This is a genomic window from Pedobacter soli, assembly GCF_900101435.1.
In the GTDB taxonomy this organism is placed as follows: domain Bacteria; phylum Bacteroidota; class Bacteroidia; order Sphingobacteriales; family Sphingobacteriaceae; genus Pedobacter; species Pedobacter soli.
The window spans coordinates 708065-731348 of sequence record NZ_FMZH01000002.1 but is presented as its reverse complement, the minus strand read 5'-3'; the positions used below and the strand labels follow the sequence as shown (position 1 = coordinate 731348).

Annotated in this window: 18 protein-coding genes and 1 tRNA gene; 11 read left to right on the top strand and 8 right to left on the bottom strand. The window is 42.6% G+C overall.

The window, feature by feature from the left end:
• Nucleotides 1–323: 323 nt before the first annotated feature.
• Nucleotides 324–1136: a sensor histidine kinase gene (locus BLR37_RS07030; protein ID WP_167356563.1), complete on the top strand. Its 813-nt coding sequence runs from the start codon at nucleotides 324–326 to the stop codon at nucleotides 1134–1136.
• Entirely contained in the window at nucleotides 1133–1870 is a 738-nt protein-coding gene (locus tag BLR37_RS07025; RefSeq protein ID WP_090766303.1) for a LytR/AlgR family response regulator transcription factor, read from the top strand. Before BLR37_RS07030 ends, BLR37_RS07025 begins: the two co-directional genes overlap by 4 nt.
• On the opposite strand, the gene BLR37_RS07020 is transcribed toward BLR37_RS07025, so the two are convergent.
• Nucleotides 1867–4884 carry a lantibiotic dehydratase gene (locus BLR37_RS07020; protein ID WP_090766300.1) on the bottom strand — a complete coding sequence of 1006 codons (3018 nt, stop codon included), beginning with the start codon at nucleotides 4882–4884 and terminating at the stop codon, nucleotides 1867–1869. The two genes, BLR37_RS07025 and BLR37_RS07020, sit on opposite strands and share 4 nt — an antisense overlap.
• Before the next feature lie 88 nt (nucleotides 4885–4972).
• Here BLR37_RS07020 and BLR37_RS07015 point away from each other — a divergent pair, with 88 nt between their 5' ends.
• Together BLR37_RS07015 and BLR37_RS07010 are read left to right on the top strand one after the other, a co-directional pair.
• Nucleotides 4973–5398 carry a MauE/DoxX family redox-associated membrane protein gene (locus BLR37_RS07015; protein WP_090766297.1) on the top strand — a complete coding sequence of 142 codons (426 nt, stop codon included), beginning with the start codon at nucleotides 4973–4975 and terminating at the stop codon, nucleotides 5396–5398.
• A gap of 121 nt (nucleotides 5399–5519) precedes the next feature.
• Entirely contained in the window at nucleotides 5520–5843 is a 324-nt protein-coding gene (locus tag BLR37_RS07010; protein WP_090766294.1) for a hypothetical protein, read from the top strand.
• Between the two features lie 38 nt (nucleotides 5844–5881).
• On the opposite strand, the gene BLR37_RS07005 is transcribed toward BLR37_RS07010, so the two are convergent.
• From BLR37_RS07005 to BLR37_RS06970, 7 genes are all read right to left on the bottom strand, one after another.
• On the bottom strand, nucleotides 5882–7234 hold the full coding sequence (locus BLR37_RS07005; RefSeq protein ID WP_167356562.1) for a RagB/SusD family nutrient uptake outer membrane protein: 1353 nt from the start codon (nucleotides 7232–7234) through the stop codon (nucleotides 5882–5884).
• Between the two features lie 11 nt (nucleotides 7235–7245).
• Nucleotides 7246–10443, bottom strand: coding sequence for a SusC/RagA family TonB-linked outer membrane protein (locus tag BLR37_RS07000; RefSeq protein WP_090766287.1), 3198 nt, complete (start codon nucleotides 10441–10443; stop codon nucleotides 7246–7248).
• Nucleotide 10444: 1 nt separating this feature from the next.
• A complete protein-coding gene (locus BLR37_RS06995) occupies nucleotides 10445–11773 on the bottom strand; it encodes a redoxin family protein (RefSeq protein WP_090766284.1) in 1329 nt (442 codons plus the stop codon).
• 50 nt (nucleotides 11774–11823) lie between these two features.
• Nucleotides 11824–12099 (bottom strand): hypothetical protein, encoded by a 276-nt coding sequence (locus tag BLR37_RS06990; RefSeq protein WP_090766281.1) that lies wholly within the window; start codon nucleotides 12097–12099, stop codon nucleotides 11824–11826.
• Between the two features lie 778 nt (nucleotides 12100–12877).
• Nucleotides 12878–12951, bottom strand: a tRNA-Arg gene (locus BLR37_RS06980).
• 99 nt (nucleotides 12952–13050) lie between these two features.
• Nucleotides 13051–13515, bottom strand: a complete 465-nt coding sequence (locus tag BLR37_RS06975) for a redoxin domain-containing protein (RefSeq protein WP_039481901.1) — start codon at nucleotides 13513–13515, stop codon at nucleotides 13051–13053.
• A gap of 100 nt (nucleotides 13516–13615) precedes the next feature.
• Nucleotides 13616–14512 (bottom strand): SDR family oxidoreductase, encoded by an 897-nt coding sequence (locus tag BLR37_RS06970; protein WP_090766276.1) that lies wholly within the window; start codon nucleotides 14510–14512, stop codon nucleotides 13616–13618.
• A gap of 161 nt (nucleotides 14513–14673) precedes the next feature.
• Here BLR37_RS06970 and atpD point away from each other — a divergent pair, with 161 nt between their 5' ends.
• From atpD to ilvB, 7 genes are all read left to right on the top strand, one after another.
• Nucleotides 14674–16176 carry a F0F1 ATP synthase subunit beta gene (atpD, locus tag BLR37_RS06965; RefSeq protein ID WP_039481904.1) on the top strand — a complete coding sequence of 501 codons (1503 nt, stop codon included), beginning with the start codon at nucleotides 14674–14676 and terminating at the stop codon, nucleotides 16174–16176.
• A gap of 80 nt (nucleotides 16177–16256) precedes the next feature.
• Complete coding sequence (gene atpC, locus BLR37_RS06960; RefSeq protein WP_039481908.1) at nucleotides 16257–16502, top strand: ATP synthase F1 subunit epsilon; 246 nt, start codon at nucleotides 16257–16259, stop codon at nucleotides 16500–16502.
• A 169-nt stretch (nucleotides 16503–16671) separates the two neighbouring features.
• Nucleotides 16672–17391, top strand: a complete 720-nt coding sequence (locus BLR37_RS06955; RefSeq protein ID WP_090766273.1) for a hypothetical protein — start codon at nucleotides 16672–16674, stop codon at nucleotides 17389–17391.
• A 511-nt stretch (nucleotides 17392–17902) separates the two neighbouring features.
• The gene (gene ilvE / locus BLR37_RS06950; protein WP_090766271.1) at nucleotides 17903–18793 is read left to right on the top strand and encodes a branched-chain-amino-acid transaminase; all 891 of its coding nucleotides are present in this window, start codon (nucleotides 17903–17905) and stop codon (nucleotides 18791–18793) included.
• Between the two features lie 282 nt (nucleotides 18794–19075).
• On the top strand, nucleotides 19076–20755 hold the full coding sequence (gene ilvD / locus BLR37_RS06945; RefSeq protein WP_090766268.1) for a dihydroxy-acid dehydratase: 1680 nt from the start codon (nucleotides 19076–19078) through the stop codon (nucleotides 20753–20755).
• 80 nt (nucleotides 20756–20835) lie between these two features.
• On the top strand, nucleotides 20836–21408 hold the full coding sequence (locus tag BLR37_RS06940) for an ORF6N domain-containing protein (protein WP_039481917.1): 573 nt from the start codon (nucleotides 20836–20838) through the stop codon (nucleotides 21406–21408).
• A 21-nt stretch (nucleotides 21409–21429) separates the two neighbouring features.
• On the top strand, nucleotides 21430–23178 hold the full coding sequence (gene ilvB / locus BLR37_RS06935; protein ID WP_090766265.1) for a biosynthetic-type acetolactate synthase large subunit: 1749 nt from the start codon (nucleotides 21430–21432) through the stop codon (nucleotides 23176–23178).
• Nucleotides 23179–23284 lie beyond the last annotated feature (106 nt).

The window sequence follows — 23284 nt, the reverse complement described above, 5'->3', positions numbered from 1 at the left end:
TTATTACAGATTCAAGTGAATTCGTAGGTAAAACATTAGCTGTGATGATAGATTTGATAAGATTGAAGTTCAGTCCGCTGACGATAAAGACAATAATAATCCACACTTCATTTTGGGTGCTTTTTATAGCGTATGAGTTGGCGATAATATACTATCAACTAGAATCCCTGGAAAGGCCGCTGATATACGTTGTGTTTTACAGCATAAATATTGCGCTATTTTATGCTTGCCTTTTAGTATTAAATTTTACTTTAAAAGGATCGAGACTTAATTACCTCAAAGGTTTCTTGTCATACTTGGGATTGCTTGTCCTTTACCTAATTATGAAAGGCTTAGCTGATTATTCGCTGGGAAATCCCCAACCTTCGCAATACAATACATTTATATTTATCCACAAGTTTTTTCCACGAAATATTGCCCGGGCTGTATACTTCACCTTGTTAGCAATATTTTATTGTTCAGCGAAGTATGCTACCCAATATAAGCGACAAGTATTGGAAGCAGAAAAGCGTCAATTACTTATTGAAAAAGACAACGCAGAGCTGGAAACTCAACTTACCAGATCACGCAACGCTTACCTCCAACAACAGATTAACCCGCACATGCTTTTCAACGCACTCAATTTTGTTTACAACAGCACACAAAAATATTCAGATGATGCCGCGCAATGTATCTGGCTGTTGTCCGAGATCATGCGGTTTAGCCTGGAAGAAGCAGATCCTGATGGAAAGATTAAACTAGGTAGAGAAGTTGAACAGATCGATAACCTCATCGCGATCAACCGCTACCGGTTCAAAGAACCCTTACATCTTAATTTGCAGAGGGCTGGTGATTTCGCTAGCTATAAAATAATCCCCCTTATCCTGCTTACGCTGACTGAAAACGTGTTCAAGCATGGGAACCTGACAGAAGTTAATTCACCCGCCGTCCTGAAATTGACAGTAGACGAAAATGGATTGTTAACTTTTTACAGCCGGAACCTGAAAAAATCAAAAAACGAACATCCCCGCATGCGGAAAGCAGTAGGCCTACAAAACATCCGGCTGCGCCTGGATGCACTTTATAAATGCAACTACCAGCTGCAAATCGATGAGCCCGGGGGCTTTTACGAACTCAATTTAACGCTTCAATTATGAACTTAACCTGCTATATTATTGATGATGAATATCATTCGATAGAGATACTCGAAAAATATATCAACCAAACGCCGGGCCTCGAACTTGCCGGCAGTTCTACTAATCCGCTGCTAGCGCTCGAAGAACTGTGTAAGATTACCACACCTGATATTATCCTTTTAGATGTCGACATGCCCCAACTCAATGGCCTTGATGTGGCTGACCTTATCGGCTCTGCAAGCAACATTATTTTCACAACCTCCTACCGGGAATATGCGCCGGAAGCCTTTGAGAAAAACGCATTAGATTACCTGTTAAAGCCTATCAACTACACCCGGTTTTTAAAGGCGGTTACCCGGGTACGCTCAAACATCAGCAGTGCGAGAGATCAGGCCAGTATTAATCCATTCTTTTTTGTTAAAAGTAACGTCAAAGGTAAGTTTAACCGGATCACGATCTCGAAGATTCTTTATATTGAAAACATTGGCAACTATATCATTATTCATATGAATGATGAAAAAGTGACCACTTACCTTACTCTGGCAGAAGTCCTTTCCAAACTGCCCACCGAAAGTTTTTCCAGGATCCATCAGTCCTATATCATCAACCATGCAGTCATTAATTCTCTGGAATACGGCCAGGTAAGATTGACCAGGGAGGTTAGCATCCCAATCGGTAGCACCTACCGCACATCCTTCCGGGAAAAAATTCAGCCAACTTTACTGATTAGTAAAAGGGACAAAAGCGATCGCTAACTCAAAGATTTTTCGCGGGCCCTGAGCGAGGCCATGTACTTTTGCAGGCAATAATAAACCAGCAATTCCTGCTGCCTCTGGTTGACGGAAAAAGTCCGGTTCAGTTGCATATGTACCAAATTTGCCAACAGCTCCATTTTTTTATCCTTCGAATATTTTTTTGTAAGCTCATTTAGAACCGACATTTGCTTTAAAACCGGCGAAAGATGTTTTGATAAAGCGCAGCTTTCGGATAAGTCTGCCAAAACCGATTTCATTTCCCGGTACTTGACATCCATTGCAACTTTCAAGGGTTTACCGCCATTAAACTCAGCCATAAAGCGTCCGGCTATCTTTGAGAGGTATTCCGTGATAGACGCCAGAGACGGCAAAAAACAAGTAATCATGTGATAGGCCGTAAACATCGCCTGTTCAAATTCGCTAAGTTCAAGCGTTCTTTTCCGCCTTAAGGTTAAGACAGCTGCTGCAAGATTACTCCCTGCGTAAAAAAGGTACTCAACCTCTGTTATGAGCGCAGCGCCATACCGCTCAATCTCCCTGCGGTAGGTATCTCCCTGAAAATCCCGGATGAGTTTCTCATGTCCTGATGATTCAATTTTTTTACGCAAGGCTACTATTATCGCTCCCAAATCATCTTCGGCTGCCATTATACGCAGGCGCAGGTGATAACCATTTTCGTTATAGCGGATGAAAAACCACTTTTTGATCCGCTTTTTCTGACTTTTGATAAAAGGGAAGATCACGTTCGTAAGGATTTCATCCGAGGCACGGGGGATACAAAAAATTTTAAAGTATAACCAGCCGCTTCCCAGTAAAAAATCACGTTGCTTTTCGCCCTTGATAGAGATATTTTCCTTTTTAAAAGGCTTATAAATATTATTCTGGTGAGCCAGGAAAGCGACCATTTGTCCGGCAACCGGCTTTTTACCAGCAAGTACAGACCTGTCAGGCAATAGGTATTCCTGAATCGTCACGCGCTTTGATCCTTCAATGCACTGCAGGAAAAACCTGGCTTCAGCAGGGTCGGCCAGATCAAACACCAGTTGCTGATCTGTTTCCCCCAAAGAGATGTGACGAGGCAGATGATGCTTTTTGCGGAAGATATCCAGGGCTTGAACCAAAACCTGATTATCCTTTATGGATAAGTGTGCGATATCAGCATCCCTGAAAACCCATTTGGCGAGGCAAAGAACAACTTTTCCATAACAAACCCGTGGATAATAATTCAGGCCCGGGAAAAAGTTTTCAAGACTAAATGAAAGTCCTGCTTGCAGGCTCTGAAACTGCAGATCACATAAAAGCCTGAAAACCGGGGAATGGTTATTGCGAAAATTATAGGCAGTTGCCAGGCGGGGTATTACCCTCTTGTTCAATTTAGCGGATTCCAGTATCAGTTCCTCTCCCTTCAGGGAAAGCAGGAGATCTGCTGGAAGCACAAGGTTTTCAGCCGGCTGCGAAGAATATACATTAAGTGGCACCTCATGATCATAAATCGGTCTGCGGCGATTGATATTATCTACATGGCTATCAGACTGCTGCGCGATATCGGCAAAGACAATATCGGGATTCGCTACAGCTTCAATTTCAGCAAGTTCACGGCATAGCCGGTATACGCTGTCACTAAAACATGAAAACCTGCCGATAAGCGCGGTGGCAGTAACTCCGCCCGAACTCTCCATAATCAGGTATTCTCCTGTCGAGCGGTACATCAGTGCCTGCGTCTGCGGCAAAGGCAAACCAGGTCCTACTTCATTTTCAAGCCTGGCCACATCATCTTCTCTGATTTGTAAGGGCGCCCAGGGGTCGCGGAGGGTATCCCCTACCCACAGTCTGAAGATAAACTGCTGCGTGGAATGCCAGGCAAGGCTCCTGTTTTTTTCTTTACCGTTAGCAAACGGCATATTCGCTAAGACATCCTGCTCAGTCATGGACGGTTCCATATCCGCATAATGCAGGCCGCTATCGGGATCCAGCGCCAATAGCAAAGGCACCTTTTCCTGATCAAAGCGAGACCGGAAATCCCGGATAAAGCGTGACAGATCAGCAGGCTGCTCCACCACGTTTAATAACTGTAAAATACGGATTGCACGGGAGAGCTCTTCCTGTTGGGCGCTATCAGGCCCTCCAACCTTAACCGGCCTTTCCAGGGCTGCATAAAAGGGCTGTTCTTTGTTAAGTTTTGGATCAGCCCCAATCCTGGTGATATCCCGGGCCAAGGCCGATAGGGATACACCTTCTGATAAGGCGGTTTTAGTATTATCTCTCCAGAAATCTTTCCAGCCGGGTAAGCCGGGGAAATCCTGAATCAACTCCTGATCAATGACTCCGCCCTGACTGGCAGCAAATATAGCCTCTGCATCAAGCAAAAAACCAATGTAATCTGCTGCTTCTTCTTCCGAACAGTCACCACGCTCAATCACCCAGCTTAATGCCATTTTTTTTGACACCTTTTTTGAAGCTAAAAATGCAAGCAGATTCACATTGAATTTTTCGGCAGCTATACCCTGGAGGGAAAAGTTAAACTTGCCCCGATCATCCAAAGCTGATTTCGTGTAGCGCAAAACATCATTAAACCTGTACAACATCGGGTTAACCATCAACGTTTCAGCCAGATCGCTATCCGCCCTGGTTCTCAGTTCCCTTAACATTGCCTGGTCTGGCAACAGGTGAAGTAGCGACTCATCTGCCCCAGAGAGCCTCACCTGACCACCGTTTCCCCAGTTTAGCAAAGTAAAAGACGAAAAGCTACCGAAGGGTGTAGACCTGAAACACATCCGGTTGTAATATTTAGATAGGGTATGCTTCTCCTTATCTGTTAACCTGTCAAAATCAAATTCCTTTTTTTCCAGCAAGTGATAAAACCCGGCACTCGCCAGAAATACTGCATTCAGGAAAGCCTGCTCCTGAAGTACCTCTGGCAATCGCGAAAGATCATAACCACTGAAGCTATAATAAGGTGCCCTTAAAAATACCTTTGGTAAAAACCGGTAAACCATAGACCCGCTTTCTTTCATCTCATCCTTGTTTAAAAGGGTATAATACCCATCTCATACTGTTTTAACTTTTCTAATCCCCATTAATTTGTTTCATAATTCGTCTATCATGAAAACAATCTTCAAATTAACCGTGCCGCCACTGCTCGTACTGTTATTTAGTTATGCGGCGTTCAGTAAACTCTTCACCATTACAACTTTTGATGAGCAGCTCCACAACCAGGCTTTTCCAGGCTGGCTGGCAGATTTTCTATTGTATTTTTTGATCCCGGCAGAACTTGTTACCGCTCTGTTGCTATGTTTCAAAAGGACCGTGATACTTGGTCTGCTGGGTTCAACTTTACTGCTGCTAGCTTTCACCGGCTACATCGCGCTTGTACTGGCAGGTTATTTCAGCAAGACACCCTGCAGCTGTGGCGGAGTATTAAATGGCCTCGGATGGAAATCGCACCTCATTTTTAACCTTGTATTCACCACACTAGCGATAACTAGCTTAACTATTCACTTAAAGCAGGAGGTCCGTGACAAAGAGTAATCAACAGACCCGGATATTGGTCCTATCCAATACAGCAAAAATCAACCGATCAAGAGACCATCTAACCAGATCGACTTCATTTATCCTCCCTTAGGGAGATCATTTTAAAAAACTAAATACTATGTTAAAAAAATTCAACCTTGGCCTTGCAGCCCTTGTATTGGGGTTCGGCCTAACCATTACCACCAGCGCATTCAAATCTGCCAAAGCAGATATCCAGTGGAATTTTGTTGGCACCCAGCTATCCGACGCAACAGATGGCCATAAATATTCTACTACCATGAGTCCGCCTACCAGCTGTAATTCGGGCACTGCAGCACCTTGTTACCTGACTACACCGGAAACGATCGATACACAGGAAAAGCTGACCCAGTACATTGAGGATACTTACGGCAGCAATGCAGCTGATGTAAGGGATGGAGCTCCAGCCAAACGTGCACTGTAAGAGGAAAAGGGCCTGGTTAAATCATCCAGGCCCTTTGTTTACCGCTCATTCTGGACCATTCCCGTTAACGCAATAATATCTTCAGGCAGCGGCAGTGCATACCGCTTATCATTTGGTGTCAATGAGTAATCAATCCCCCCTGTGGTACGCTTCAGCACAATTCCTCTACCATCAGCATTCAAACGCTTAACATCCATCCACCTCAGCCCCCTCATTACCAGCTCTTTCCTTCTTTCGCTTAATACTATATCCAGTGCTACTGCTTTATCACTTGCTACTAAAGGCACAAATGTTCCGGTTTTAAACCTGGTCACCAAAAGCTTGTTCAGGGTTTGCATGCCAAGGTCTGTTTTTCCGTTCCTTACCTGACACTCGGCAAGCGTGAGGTACATCTCATCGCTGGCCAGGCCGAAAAAAAGTGCGGGCTGGAAATAGGTGCCTTTAAAATAATAAGCGCCACCGCTCTCAAAATAAAATATCTGCTTTCTTAAGTCATCAGCCTGGTAGGCCTGCAAAAGCTGGGGAACAATCTTTGCCCTGGTGCTGCTTACAATGGTTGAAGGCGGAACAAACGTGTTAAAAACCACTTCAGGATTAAAAAGCGCCACCGGATAGCGGTCTGCTTTATTGAATTTATTGTAATCCAAAAGCACCCCATTAATGCGAAGGCAGGAATCTGCATAATTTTCAGCTGCCTGATAATCGCCCATGTATAAAAAAGCACGCGCCAGAAGCCCATAGGCACTCGCTTTTGATGGCCTGGTTGCACTTAATGCTTTCTCTGGCAAAAGCGGTACCGCAGCTTTTAGATCAGTGAGTACCTTTAGGTAACCTTCCTGTACGGTAGCCCTTATAGAGGGGGTATTGAAATCGGCATTGGGTCGCAAAGGGATACCCAGATCTGCAGTAGATGAAACCTGGTAAGCCTTTGCCCAGACACCCAGCCCCTGCAAAAAGCACTTGGCGCGGTATACCAGTGCCTGACCTTTTACATTATCAAACCCAGCATCCCTGACAATTGTGGATGCTTCCAAGCCCTCCAGTACAGCATTGCATGAATATACAGCTTTATACAAATAAGCCCAATCATTGCTTCCCGGTTCAAAAAGATTATCCTTTTGCCAGCTGTACATCCTGCGCTCATATTCGCTTGGCAGTGCCGCAAGGTCGGCGTCGGTAAGATAATAATCATCAGCCGATATTTCCGCTGAGATCAAATCGTTGGCAGTCAGCACCCCGAAATTATCCATCAGTGCCTGGAAATCGACCAGGGTTGAAGGTATCACCAGACGCCGATCGGGTTTTTCATCCAAAAGCTGCTGACAGCCTGAAATCCCAACAAATATAACAGCCAGTAATAGGCAATATCCCAAATAGTTTCTCTTTTTCATGATCATAAATTTTAAAGGCTCGCCCTTAAGCCGAAAGCCAGGGTTTGGCCCGGAGGTAAGTTAAAGCTACTCGTTACATATTCAGGGTCGAGTTGGTGTTTATTTGCCCTGTAAATGATCCCAACGTTAGCCAGGCTGGCAAATACATTCAGCGTTTTTAAACCGATTTTTTTTGCAAGGGATCTATCAAAAGCATAATCGAGGTTGATGTATTGTATCCGGATATGGTCACCCCTGTCAATGAGTACTTCAGCAAAGCGGTAGAAAGATTCCCTGCTGCTTGAAATGGGATAGGGCATTGAGGGCACCTGGGTAAAAGCTTCATCACCCGGACTTTTCCAGCGGTCACTAAAATCGGCATGCCCACTACCGCTTGCAAACAGACTGGTATAGTCAATACCCCTGCGCCTGAAATAATAATCAAACTTAAAACTGAGCGCTACAGACAGGGTAAATCTCTTAAAACCAAAGTCGTTTACCATATTGCCGAAATACCTGGGCAGCGCAGAACCGTGAAAAACCAGGTCAGTAAGTTTTGTACCGCTGATGATACTGCTGTACGCCTTACTGGGCTGGCCATTTACAAATCCCATCGGTTCGCCCGTAGCGGAATCGAGGCCCTCCCAGCGGTATGAGAAAATCGAATATACAGGCAAACCTTCTACACCCGAAACCACTGCATTAGACTGCAAAAAATTGCTCCCTTGTACCGATGGAAGGTAATACTTAGCTATTTTATCGCGGTACCAAGAAAGGTTAAGCGTGGAACTCCAGGTTAAACCGCCCTGCAAAATCCGGCCACTCAACTGCAAATCCACACCGCTACCTTTAATTCCGGCAACGTTGCGCAATACCGTAGTTCCTACCCCGGTGGTATAATCTACCGGGTACACCCCGAAAAGATCAGACGCATGTTTGCTGTAATATTCTACACTCCCCGAAAGCCTCCCTTTCAGCAAACCAAAATCCAGGCCTACGTTCAGCATCCTAACCGATTCCCACCTCAGCTCAGGGTTGGCATATTTGTCAAAAATGGCATATGGCGATTGCGTGTAAGGTGAATTAACCTGGTAGCGGATGGTATTCACTCCGCTCATGGAAGGATCGGCATTGCCACTGAAACCCAGGGTGGACCTTACTTTCAGCTGGTCTACAAATCCCAAATTGAAAAAAGACATCCTGGAAATATCCCAGGCCACTCCTACCGACCATAAAGGTTTCCACTTATCATTGGTAGCAACACCAAAGAGGTTAGAAGCATCGGCCCTTGCGCTTGCCGAGAGCGTATAGGTATCTTTAAACGTATAGGCCATATTCACGAACTGCGAAAAGTAATTATTGGCCACCTGGCTCAGCCCGTTACCATCAGGAATGTAAGCCAGACTTCCGCTAACCGAGTTGGGGAAAGTGCGGGTATAATCAATCGGCCCTGTGGTGAGCTTATCGGTATCTACACCATACATCCTGCCCGATACCCCTGTTGATTGTGCCTTCCTCCACTCTACCCCGATCAAAGCATCCAGCCGGTGCGAAGACCATGCCCTGTTAAAATCAAGCTGTCCCCTATACTGCTCAGACCGCAGGCGCCCCTCGTTCCTGTCAACAATAGCGCCTATTGGAACAGGATAACTTACTACCCCACCGCTGCCTAATTGCGCAAAACTATTAATCAGGTTCCGGGTGTAATAACTTCCCAGCTGCTGCAAAATTTCCCTGTTGGTCCGCTGCTCTTCGATATTGTATTTAAGCGAAGCTTTAAAACCCAGTGGCAGTTTATAACCCAGATCGAAACTGGCCACCAGGTCAGTAAGCCTGGTTACATTATCGGTGTATTGATTATCCAGAAGCGGGTAATATGACCAGTCCAATAGCTGTGCTATTGCTGGCGAGGAAAGATAACCAGAGCGATAATTTTTGGTTATGGGCAAAGGGTTTCCGTTAGCATCGGCAAAGGCAGCATAAGGATAAAGTGAAGATGTACTCAATATGCCGCCAATGCCCGGCCGCCCCGCTCTAACTTTGCCTCCCGTATAGCTGAACACGGTATTCAGGTTCAGGTTGCGCAGCAGCGCAAAACTGTTGCTCAGTCGCAAGTTCTGTCTCGCGTTCTCCCCATCCAGATTATCTATATTTCGGTTATAGCCTGAAGAAACCAGCCAGGAATGCTTTTCACCCCCTCCCGACAGCGAAAGTGCATATTGCTGGTTGACTCCGGTTTTGTACACATAGCGGTCAAAATCTTCATAAACATCGTGTGCGGCAAAGCCTGTCTTGGCTAGTGCCAAATCAGTATCAGACAATTTACCCGAGGCATTCAAAATCAGCAGCTCTACAAATGGCGTTAAGGCAGACTTCTGCGAGGAATTAATCTGGCTGGTATAATAACCCTTGCCGAATAAAAACTGCTCTACATCAAGTGCATCGGCAGAGGAAATACGCTGCTCGTAACGCAGATCAGGCTTCTGCACAAAAGCCGAGCTAGCTGAAAAGCTGGCCGAAAGGGGCGTATTCTTCTTGCCTTTTTTGGTAGTAATCACAATCACCCCGTTTCCCGCGCGGGTACCCCAGATGGATGCTGCGGCAGCATCCTTTAAAACCGTTATGCTCTCCACATCTTCAGGATTGATATTTGATAAATCACCAGAATAAGGAAAATCATCCACCACAATCAGCGGATCTCTTGGCCCGCGGATGGTACTGGTACCGCGTATAGAAAACTTCCCCGTAGCTGAGGTACTCCTGTCAAAAGTTAGCCCGTTGCCGATGGCTTCCAACCTGTCGAGTAGGTTCTTACCTACCTGCTGATCCAGCCTGGTCTTATCCAGTTTATCAAAAGATCCTGTGGCCCGCGTCCTGTCCAGCACCTGGTAACCCGTGCTAACCGTTACTTCCCCTAACTGGTTATCCGCCGGAAGCAGGCTCACGACAAATCCCTTTGGCAGCGGAATAGAGACAGTAACTGCGTAGGCTTTAAACCCCACCGCAGTGGCCACAAAACGGTAAGTACCACCAGGCACACTAACAGAAAAGATCCCGTTTCTATCTGCCTGTAATTTACGTACCAGCCCATCAGCACCCATAAGCTCGACATTGGCAGGAACGGCAATGCTATCAGCAGCACTTAAAATTTTTCCGCCAAAGACTACCTGCCCAAAGGCTATTACCGGGCAAAATCCCATCAAAAAAATTAGTATATATATTTTCGTCATTTCAATTCATTAGTTTAGTTTGCTTAATCTGGTCTCGGATCACCATTACCTCCATTTTTTTCTTCGCCGGACGCAGGCGCAGCCCGTACTGCCGAAGCCCCGCATTTACCTGCTTTAGATCAGCGGTTTCCCTAATCGCAATCCATATGCGATCACTGATCCCCGTTTCATTGATAACCGGAACCCTGTTCCAGGCGAAGTTTTCCAGATGATCGACTAGCACTTCGACAGAAACATTTTTCAAGCTTAACTTATTCTTATTGCCGCTATCATAATTGGGGCCACCCAAAACTCCCTCATCAACACTTCGGATCAAGCGAACCTCCGGACCATCAAAACGCTCAAGAACAAGGCAATCAGCCACTTCAGCTCCGAAACTGCCTACATATGGAGAATAGGTATTCAGGTCATCCAGCATCATGGGGTACAACCTGGCAGATAACCATTCAGGTACCACAAACTCATAATTGTAGTTATCACCAGTAAACCCCAGCGAATCCGCCCCTAAATACCTGATCTGTTTATCAGAAAATCGCTGCCCCTCTGCACGCTTCAGCACCCTGCCAACAGTACCATAAAGGCTAAAAAAATCAGTATTGGTAAAAGCACGCCCCACCAGCACGCCTGAAGATTTTGACTTTCGAAATTGCGTACCGCTGGCCAACCCTGAAACCCGCCCTTTAGTCAACAGGCTATAGCGAACCAAACTGTCAGCAGGAAAATCTGCTGAACTGAACAAAGGCAAAGCCGGATCAATATTCTTTTTATTGACGAACCTATAACCCTCACCCGCCATAGCCTGTAGCAACTTCTCTTCCTCCAGTTCCTCCTCGCCTGTTATCGCCAGCACCCTGCCCTCCCTGCCGATCCATACATAGTGGGGTATGGTACGGTGTGGAAACATTTTATTCAGCACTGTATCGGCAAATACAGAAATAAAAGCTTCGCCATATTCTTTTCTCCTTTTCTGCAAAAAAACCTTTGCCCTACCTACAGGTTCGTTATTCACCAGGATCACCTGCAAATCGTTCTGATATTTCTCCTGCAACATTTTCATTTTCGGGAAACTGGTAATACAGGGTACGCAATAGCTCGCCCAAAAATCCAGGATCACCAGCTTACCCTTAAAAGCAGAAAACAGCACCGGCTTAAAATTGCGCCCGGCGCTATCAAGCCCCGAAACATTCTGTATCACTACCTCCAGCACCGGCTGTCCGATCACTATCCCAACCTTACCCGAAGCCGTAGAAGTAACCGATATTTTATTATCCTGAGCATAGCCCCATAAAAAAGGACATAGCAATAGCAGGAAGCATAATTTCAGCTTCATTTTGATTGATTTAAACCGTAAAAAATTAGAAATTAAACTGTAATCTGTCCTTAAGCCTCCGAACCAAGCCCATTAGTCTCACCCTGCTCAACCAACGTCTGTACCGCTCCGACCAGTTCGATCAGCCCATCGAAAACCTCACCGACCTCCTGTTCACTGATACCCAGTTCCAGAAAACCTTTTTTATCATTAAGGACATATCCTTGAAACACCTCCAGCAGCACAAGTTTCACCTTTTCTAAACTATAACTTTCACAAAATACCTCAAGTGCCTGTTGGGCTGATTTTAAAGCAGGTTTTCCAGAAGAATATAAAGGTGAACTCATTGAATCGATGTCAAAAAGCTTTAATGATTTTTTTTAGCGCCAGAAGCTAAAGCCCAAAAGCAAAAAACAGGGCAGGCTGCATTATTAAAGAACCCATAAGAATCATTAACCATTTAGGTCCCGCCTGCCCTGCCATCCCTCAAACAGGATTCTTAGGCTTAATAGCATACAGCCAGTCAAAAGGAAACTTTTCATTTGCGTCCATACGCTCCGGTTTACATTTTGTAGGGAATAATCTTTTATCAATCCTTGAAGTGATCACAATTGATGGCGGTTAATTTGTTCGTTTTCATAAACGGTAATTTTATGTAAAACGATGTACCCTAAAAGCAAGTGGAAACCAGATTGGTGAGACACCAATAAGACGAACTCCAATGCTTTTGAGTGAGGTACCGTCAAGAACCATTCAAGCCGAGGCTTGAGTGCTGCAAAAGACTAACATGAAGTCCGCCCTATTGAATATAAAATATCGCGGAGATAGCAAAATTTAATGGTCTGGGCGAACTCACGATCATCTCATGTAGAAAGCTTAGCCCGAAACAAGGTGGATAGTTTCAGTGAAATACGCACCATATCTACAGAAGAATATCAGCAGATCAAAAGGGAATACGAAAATGCTATTCTAAGGCTCGAAGCGGAACTGAAAGAGATTAGCCAGCTGGTAGATCAACACCTTTTTCCACTTGATCCTAATTAATCGCAGCATTCAGGCTAATCAATTTTGCCAAAGAAAATCAGCAAAACAAAAAAGCTCCAGATTTCTCTGAAGCTTTCGATGTGCACTCGTAGGGATTCGAACCCCAAACCTTCTCATCCGTAGTGAGATGCTCTATCCAATTGAGCTACGAATGCGTTTCCGTATCGTTAACGGACTGCAAAGGTATGAGTTGAGTTTTTAATTTCCAACTATTTTAGAGAAAAAAAATAAAAAATTTCTTTGCAAATGTTGCTTTAGGCACTCAAAACATCATTAATTGCTTTAAAATCAGGCAATTCATGCGCATCTTCTAAAACTTCAGCATAAGCAATTTTTCCTTCTTCATCGATCACAAAAGCCGCTCTTTTGGAAACACCTTTCAATCCGAACACAAATTCATCGTAAAATGCGCCGTAAGCAGCCGATACTTCTTTATTAAAATCAGATAATAACGGAAACTGATAATGCTGTACTTCCTTAAACTTTGCTAATGAGAACGGCGAATCGACAGAAATACCAATTACCTGTGCATTAATTCCTTCATAATAGCTAAAATTATCCCTCATGGTGCATAACTGCTCGGTGCAGGTACCTGTAAAAGCCATTGGGAAGAAATGGATAATTACTTTTTTTCCTTTGAAAGCAGACAAAGACACCTCTGTTAATTCAGAGCTGTATAATTTAAAATCAGGGGCCTGATCGCCTATTTGTAATGACATATTATTTTTTTAATGTTTAATTATATAAATTGCTTAATTGTTAATCTATTAATAAAGGCAGCTAACTTATCACTTGATCATGGCTATCCGGCAGCATATTTTACATTTGCCCTTTTAAAATCGCCAATCCTTCTTCAAAACTATGTGGATTATAGCCTAAATCTTTAATTGCTTTATCCAGAATAAAACCTGTTCGTATCGGCCTTTTAGCTGTTTGATTTAAACTGGCGGAACTGATCTCGTGCAGAAAAGACTGATCAAGCGACCAATAATCGGCAACTTTTCGCACTAAATCTGCAATACTCATGTAATCTTTACCTGAGATATGGTAAATGCCTTGTGCGCGTTGCTCTACGGCTAAAATGCAGGCTTCGGCTAAATCTTCAGCAAGGGTTGGCATGCGCCACTGGTCGTTTACCACATTGATAGGCGATGCCTTTTCTAAAGCACCTTTGGCCCAAAGTACAATGTTGCTCCTGCTCATATCACTGCTGATACCATAAACCAGAATTGTTCTGATAATAGCCCAATGTACTTTCGATTGCTTCAATAAATCTTCTGACAACACTTTCGATTCGCCATAATAACTTACCGGGCATACCGCATCCTCTTCTTTATATGGCCCGTTAGCACCATCAAAAACAAAATCGGTGCTTAAATGAACCAGCTGGATATTTTTTTCCTCACAAATAGATAATAAGGTTTTAACCGCATCTACATTAAGTTGATGGCAAAGTTCCTTATTGGCTTCGCAAGTATCAACATTGGTCATGGCTGCTGTATGAATGATGGCATCGGGCTTATATTTTTCTATAACCTGCCTAACCTGCTCAGGATTGAGTATATCCATTTCGGCATATTCATATCCTGCCTTTACCGGATACCGGTTTACTCCTTTTGAAGTTGCAATGAGTTTTACCCTGCCTTCGGCAAGAACTTTTTCGGTTATTTTCTGCCCTAAAAGGCCATTACTGCCCGTTGTTAAAATGCTTTTCATCTGTACGATTTAGGTCCCGAAATTATCTATAAAAATACTGTTAAAAAATTTTATAATATATATTTAAAATTAAGTAAGAATAACTTAACTTTGCCAACCGAATTGGAGACCTTACAAACAGCTTTAATTCATTGACTGTAATAAATTTACTCACAACAGATATGCCTAACTTAGGAAAAATAGCACAAATTATCGGCCCAGTGGTTGACGTTAGCTTTGCTGATGATGCCCATCTACCTAAAATTTTTGATGCGTTAGAGATAACGAAAGAAAATGGACAAAAAATTGTTTTAGAAGTTCAACAGCACTTAGGTGAAGACCGTGTACGTGCAATTTCAATGGACTCTACTGACGGTTTAGTTCGCGGTATGAAAGTAGTTGATACTGGCGCTGCGATTAAAATGCCAGTTGGCGACCAGATTAAAGGTCGTTTATTCAATGTAGTTGGTGAAGCGATTGACGGTATCAACGCTGTTGATAAAACAGATGGTCGTCCTATCCACTCAACTCCTCCTAAGTTCGAAGATTTATCTACCGAAACTGAAGTACTTTTTACAGGTATTAAAGTAATCGATTTATTAGAGCCTTATGCAAAAGGTGGTAAAATTGGTTTGTTCGGTGGTGCTGGTGTAGGTAAAACGGTATTAATTATGGAGTTGGTAAACAACATCGCTAAAGCTTATGCTGGTTTATCAGTATTCGCAGGTGTTGGTGAGCGTACCCGTGAAGGTAACGATTTACTTCGTGAGTTTATCGAGTCAGGTGTAATCAACTATGGTGATGATTTCTTACACTCAATGGAAAAAGGTGGTTGGGATCTTAACGCTGTTGATACAGAAAAATTAAAAGAATCTAAAGCAACATTGGTTTTCGGTCAAATGAACGAGCCTCCTGGTGCACGTGCTCGTGTGGCATTATCAGGATTAACTGTTGCAGAATATTTCCGTGATGGTGATGGCGAAGGCGCTGGAAAAGATATCCTTTTCTTCGTTGATAACATCTTCCGTTTTACTCAGGCAGGTTCTGAGGTATCGGCTCTTTTAGGTCGTATGCCATCTGCGGTAGGTTACCAACCAACATTGGCAACTGAGATGGGTTTAATGCAGGAGCGTATTACTTCAACTAAACGCGGTTCAATTACTTCAGTACAAGCGGTATACGTACCTGCGGATGACTTAACTGACCCTGCGCCGGCAACAACATTTGCCCACCTGGATGCAACTACAGTATTATCACGTAAAATTTCTGAGCTTGGTATCTATCCTGCGGTAGATCCACTGGATTCTACTTCACGTATCCTTTCTCCTGCAGTATTGGGCGATGAGCACTACAACACCGCTCAACGTGTTAAAGAAATTTTACAACGTTATAAAGAATTACAGGATATCATCGCGATCTTAGGTATGGACGAGTTATCTGAAGAAGATAAACTAACTGTACACAGAGCACGTCGTGTTCAACGTTTCCTATCTCAACCTTTCCACGTAGCTGAGCAATTTACAGGCTTAAAAGGTGTATTGGTTGACATCAAAGAAACCATCAAAGGTTTCAACATGATTATGGATGGTGAAGTTGACGAATATCCTGAAGCTGCATTTAACCTGGTTGGTAGTATCGAAGATGCTATCGAAAAAGGTAAAAAATTATTAGCAGAAGCGAATTAAGACAAGAGACATTAGATATGAGATGTGAGAAGAGATGAGTATCTCAAATCTCATATCTCAAATCTCAAATCTATTCAAAGATGAATTTAGAAATATTAACTCCAGATAAAAAAGTTTACGAAGGTGAAGTAACAGCAGTTACGGTTCCTGGTACTTTAGGTTCTTTTCAGATTTTAAAAGACCATGCCGCTATCATCTCAACTTTGGAAGATGGAGAAGTTATTATCAAAGCAAACAAAGCTGAAGAGCAACGTTTTTTTATTAAAGGCGGCGTAGTTGAAGCCATCCACAATAAAGTTGTTGTTTTAGCAGAAGGTGTTGCATAAAACATAACATGCAATTCTGATTTAGAAACGCATTAATAAGAAAAGCCTTTTCGATAAATTTCGGAAAGGCTTTTTTGTTTTAAAACAATATTACCAGTTTATTTCTAGGTAACAGCAACCCGAACGCCGATTTTATCGTATCTTTTATAGCTACTAATGATACACGAATATGCTTCCGGTTAAAAAAATCCTGATTTCATGCTTGCTCTTCTTTATCATTAATTTGGCAGAAGCCAAAGAATTCCGTTCTATTGCAGCTTATCTTGAAGTTTTCCCTAAAGCCATACCAAATGGAAAGGACGGCAACTGGCTCAAATCCGATCGCCTAAAAAACACCACAGCCTGGAAAAATGCCAATAAATTTAATATCCGGCTCGAAAATGGTTTTCAAGAATATGCAGATATTGCCGAACGCTCTGCTTTTTACCATTGGTTTCAGCACCAGACAGATTCGCTGGGCTTCGAAACGAAATGGAGTTATGCTGCTACAATTACTACCCGAAAGCTCGAAAAACTTTTAACGCAACCTGCAAAACTCTCCGGAATTACCAACCCCGAAATATGCGCGTTTGTTACCGAAGGCAGCCGCGTTATATTCGATGATATCTGGAAAAGCCTGAGATTACTTTATACCTCAAAACCCCTGACCGGGAAAGCAGCAGAAACCTGGGATGCAGATTTATTATTACAAGAACAAAAAATTATCGAACCTTATTATCAAGAGCTAAGTGCAGCTACCATTAAGAAACTGGAAAAGTTACTGCGCAAAGAAAATTTCTTTTCACGGTTAATGCCCGGTTATGAGTTCGAAGGTAACTTATTAAACCTTCGCGACAGGTGGTATTATGGTATGAAAATGATGCACTATCCAAACCCCAAATTCCCTTAACAGCTCCCCTGTTTTTAAGTAATTTTTGAGGTGATTTTTTAAAGTTTCAACAGCGTTTTAGTCATTTTAGGCAGAAAATCAGAAAATTTATAATGCAAGCATAATAATCATACCGTATACCGTTTTGATATTTAGTCTACGGCTATCGGCATTAAATCACTAATTACACTCCAATTAAGAATTATGTTTTGATTTTAAACAAAATACAAGAATTATATTCCGATTTAACTTTTTTCTGATTTCTCTTGCATATTAATGAACCAAAAACTAAATTGGTTTTATAAACAATAAGATAATGATGACGATCCAAAATCACACCTTTAATCCAAAAGCTTTAGCAGCAACAGTTGTTAGCGTGGTGTTGTTTCCTGTCATTTTACTTAACCTCCTACTCCTAAACCTTTTAGGCAATAAGCGGGCGCAGTTTAAATAGTAATTAAGAAACTAAATATACCTGAAGCGTCCCGATACAAACGGGACGCTTTTTTTAAATAACAAAACAGAGAGTATTATGAAATACTACAATTCTAATACGATTATTTACCTTGATGGAGCTTTTGAGAAAGCTGTAAACAGCAGCACTGATCTTTATGGTCAGTCGTTACATTATGGTTATGCAGCTTTTGAGGGCATTAGATCTTATAAAACACATAATGGCAACCGTATTTTCAAGGCTGCTGCCCACTTTGATCGTTTAGAGCGTTCCTGCCAATTGGCTAACATCCCCTTCCCCTGGGATAAACAGGAATTAATTGATGCTACATATAAATTACTTCAGTTAAATAAACTGAAAGATGCCTATATCCGCCCTTTGGTTTTTTGCCATCCCAACATGAAACTCAATTCGCCAAGTGGTGTTTCGATCATGATTTGTGCCTGGGAATGGGACGCTTATTCGGGCAATAAATTATTAAAATTAACGGTTTCCGATTACGAAAGACCAAATCCTAAATCGAGCCCTATGGAAGCTAAACTGAGTGGAAACTATGTAAACTCTATTTTAGCCACTACTGCCGCCAACATTAAAGGTTACGACGAAGCATTATTGCTTGATATGCATGGCTTTGTTGCAGAAGCGTCAGGTGCCAATATTTTCCTTGAAAAGGATGGCAAGCTGTATACACCTTCTTTAGGCAATATTTTACCAGGTATTACCCGGGCAACAGTTAAAGAACTTTGCACAGTATTAGATATCGAATGCATCGAAAAAAAGCTTACTGTCGAAGATTTAAAGAATGCCGACAGTGCCTTTTTATGTGGAACCGCGACAGAAATTGCAGGTATAGCCTCTATTGATGATATCGTTTACCGCCCTTTATGGCGCGAATCAATCGGCTACACCATACAACGGGCCTATAAAAATCTGGTATTGGAGAAAGTGAATTACGAGGTAATTATATAGACCGAAGTCGGAAAGTCAGGAGTCCGGAGTCTAAAAAATAGAGAAATAAACAAAAATAGTTCTTTGCATTTTTTAATAAGTTAGTATGTTTGTGATTCGTAGAAAACATGAATTTAAACACAAGCATTATTAGCAACCTAATTATTGTCATTTCTCAGCAGAGAGGTGGATATCGTTGCGTATAATAAAAATATACAAAATCGAAACCGCCTCCGAAACGAGGCGGTTTTTTTTTGCCTCAAAAAAGTACAACTAACAGAACCAGAATATACATTTTAAACAATGAGCGAATTAAACAAGTACAGTAAAACATTTACACAAGACCCAACACAACCGGCGGCGCAAGCCATGCTTTACGGAATCGGCTTAACCGATGCTGATATGGCTAAAGCACAAGTCGGTATTGCAAGTATGGGTTACGATGGTAACACCTGCAACATGCACCTGAACGACCTTGCAAAAGACGTCAAAGCAGGGGTCTGGAAAAATGATTTAGTGGGCTTGGTTTTTAATACTATTGGGGTAAGTGATGGTATGAGTAACGGAACCGACGGTATGCGTTATTCTTTGGTTAGTCGTGATGTAATTGCCGATAGTATCGAAACCATTTGCGGCGGACAATACTACGATGGTGTAATTGCCATTCCGGGCTGCGATAAAAATATGCCTGGTGCAATTATGGCTATGGCACGTTTAGATCGTCCTTCTATTATGGTTTATGGTGGTACAATTGCCCCTGGCCACTACAAAGGCGAAGAATTAAACATTGTATCGGCTTTCGAAGCTTTAGGTCAAAAAATCTGTGGTAATCTTTCTGATGAAGACTATCAGGGCATCATTAAACATACTTGCCCTGGTGCAGGTGCATGTGGTGGTATGTACACGGCAAATACCATGGCATCGGCAATTGAAGCTTTGGGTATGAGCTTACCTTACTCTTCTTCTAACCCAGCTATAAGCGAAGAAAAGAAACAAGAATGTTTAGATGCAGGTAAATACATCAAAGTTTTATTAGAAAAAGATATCAAGCCATCTGATATTATGACGAGAAAAGCATTCGAAAATGCGATCCGTTCGATTATCATTTTAGGTGGAAGTACCAATGCCGTATTGCACTTTATTGCAATGGGTAAAGCAATAGGTATCGAAATTACGCAGGATGATTTCCAACGCATGAGTGATGTAACACCTGTATTGGCCGATTTCAAACCTAGCGGAAAATACCTGATGCAGGATTTACACCAATATGGAGGTATCCCTGCGGTATTGAAATATTTGTTGAATGAAGGTTTGTTACATGGCGATTGCTTAACTGTAACCGGTAAAACAGTAGCTGAAAATCTGGCTGACGTAAAATCGATCATGGATTACGATCAAAAGATTATTCAAAAATTAAGCGAACCGATTAAAGCAACCGGCCACCTGCAGATTCTTTATGGCAACCTGGCCGAAAAAGGCTCTGTAGCTAAAATCAGCGGTAAAGAAGGTGAAAAATTTGAAGGCCCGGCACGCGTATTTGATGGTGAGCATGATCTAATTGCCGGTATTTCGAGCGGCCGCGTTCAGCCTGGCGATGTAATCGTAATAAAAAACTCAGGTCCGGTTGGTGCTCCAGGTATGCCAGAAATGTTGAAACCAACTTCAGCCATTATCGGTGCTGGTTTGGGTAAATCGGTGGCTTTAATTACCGATGGCCGTTTCTCGGGCGGTACACACGGTTTCGTGGTGGGTCACATCACACCAGAATCTTACAAAGGCGGTTTAATTGGCCTTGTTGAAGATGAAGACCGCATTTTAATCGATGCTGTAAACAACATTATTAACCTGCAGGTTAGCGATGAAGTAATTGCCGAACGCAAAAAGAACTATATACAACCTGCATTGAAAGTTACCAAAGGTGTGCTATATAAATATGCTAAAACAGTTTCAGATGCATCGGAAGGATGTGTAACTGACGAATAATAAAACAAAACATGGTTCTTGGAGACACGAACCACAGCAAAAAATCATCCCTGAGCTGAATTAATACTAAACAAAATATTATGCAAATAATTAAGAGTATTCAAAACAGGATTTATGAAATCAGGGGTGAAAGAGTAATGTTGGATTTCGATTTGGCAGTACTTTATGAAGTTGAGACAAGAGTACTAAATCAAGCAGTAAAGCGAAATATAAAGCGTTTTCCAGATGATTTTATGTTTCAACTCACGTCCATAGAGTGGCAAAATATGCTGTCACAAATTGCGACAGTACCCCAAGTTACAAATCCATCATCACAATTTGTGATGATGGCTAACATGCCACAAAATAGGACAGGCAAATATTTACCCTATGCCTTTACCGAGCAAGGTGTAGCCATGCTAAGTGGTGTTTTAAAGAGTGATAAGGCGATTAACATGAATATTGCCATTATGAGGGCCTTTGTTGATGTTCGGAAGGTTTTGCTAAAACAAAACAGCATAAATGAGCAACTAACAGAAATTAAGGAACGGATTGGAGAACATGATGTTCAGTTAAATGAACTTTATGATGCAATGGAAAATTTAATCGACGAAAAAATTGCTCAATTGAAATGGAAGGATAGAGAAAGAATTGGGTTTAAACTTAAAGAATAAAAGAACCGCAAAAACATAATTATGGAAACTGCACAAGATACAATACAACAAACCGGGGCGAAAGCAGAAACCTCAAAAACCTTTAAAGGCTCAGGCTCACAGGTCTTGTTGAATGGCTTAATCGAAGAAGGCGTAACCACCATCTTTGGTTATCCGGGTGGAGCAATCATGCCTATTTATGATGCCCTTTACGATTATGCCGATAAATTAGAACACATACTGGTTCGCCATGAGCAAGGTGGTATACACGCCGCTCAGGGTTTTGCACGCGCAAGCGGCGAAGTAGGTGTGGTATTTGCAACCAGCGGACCAGGCGCAACCAACCTGGTAACCGGTTTAGCCGATGCGCAAATAGACAGTACACCTTTAGTATGCATCACCGGTCAGGTATTTGCCCACTTATTGGGTACAGATGCTTTCCAGGAAACCGATGTAATCAACATCACTACTCCAGTTACCAAATGGAATTATCAGGTTACCGATGCCAAAGAAATCCAGGAGGTATTGGCCAAAGCTTTTTACATTGCTAAAAGCGGCAGACCAGGTCCTGTTTTAATCGATATTACCAAAAATGCGCAATTACAGATTGAGGAGTTTCCTGAATATGTAAAGTGTAACCATATCCGCTCTTACCGCCCGAAACCAAAAGTTAGGGTTGAGTTTATAGAACAGGCTGCAGCTTTAATTAACTCGGCTAAACGTCCGTTTGTATTGTTTGGCCAAGGGGTTATTTTAGGTAAAGCCGAAGAAGAATTTAAAGCCTTTATCGAAAAAGCTGGTATTCCTTCTGCCTGGACGATCATGGGCGAAGGTGCCATCCCAACTTCACACCCTTTAAACGTAGGAATGTTGGGTATGCACGGAAATTACGGGCCAAATGTTTTAACTAATGAGGCCGATGTAATTATTGCCGTAGGTATGCGTTTCGATGACCGTGTAACCGGCCGTTTAGATAAATATGCCAAACAAGCCAAGGTTGTGCATTTAGACATCGACCCTGCCGAAATTGATAAAAACGTTAAAGCCGAGGTTGGTGTTTGGGGCGATTGTAAAGAAACATTGCCGCTATTAACCAGCCTGGTTAACGAAAATAAACACGAAGAATGGGTTGCGAAATTCAGGGAGTACAACCAGCAGGAAATTGATCAGGTAATTACTTCTGAACTTTACCCAGCAGGCGATGAGATGACCATGGGTGAAGTATTACGCAACATCAACGAAATCTGTGGTGGTGATGCCATTATCGTTACCGATGTTGGTCAGCACCAGATGGTAGCCTGCCGTTATGCCAAGTTTAACAATACCCGGAGCAACATCACCTCTGGTGGTTTAGGTACCATGGGCTTTGGCTTACCGGCTGCAATTGGTGCCAAATATGGTGCACCTGATAAAACAGTAATTGCGATTATTGGCGACGGTGGTTTCCAGATGACTCCGCAGGAACTGGGAACAATTATGCAATTCGGTGCAGCTGTTAAAATCCTGATCCTGAATAACCGTTTCTTAGGTATGGTTCGCCAGTGGCAACAGTTATTCCACGATAAACGTTACTCTTTTGTAAACATTACCAGTCCTGATTTTGTGGCGTTGGCTAAATCTTACTACATCGAGGCCGCTAAAGTTGACGAACGTGCAAACCTGAGAGCAGCATTGGAAACCATGATTAACCACGAAGGTTCTTACCTGCTTGAAGTTATGGTTGGCAGAGAAAACAACGTTTTCCCGATGGTGCCACAAGGAATGAGTGTAAGCGAAATCAGATTGAAATAAGTTAAAAGCATAAAGCTTAAAGACTAAAGTTAGCGTAATCGTCATCTCGACTAAAGCGCAGCGAAACGGAGAGATCTTTTTAAAAAGATTTCTCCAAAAGGTCGAA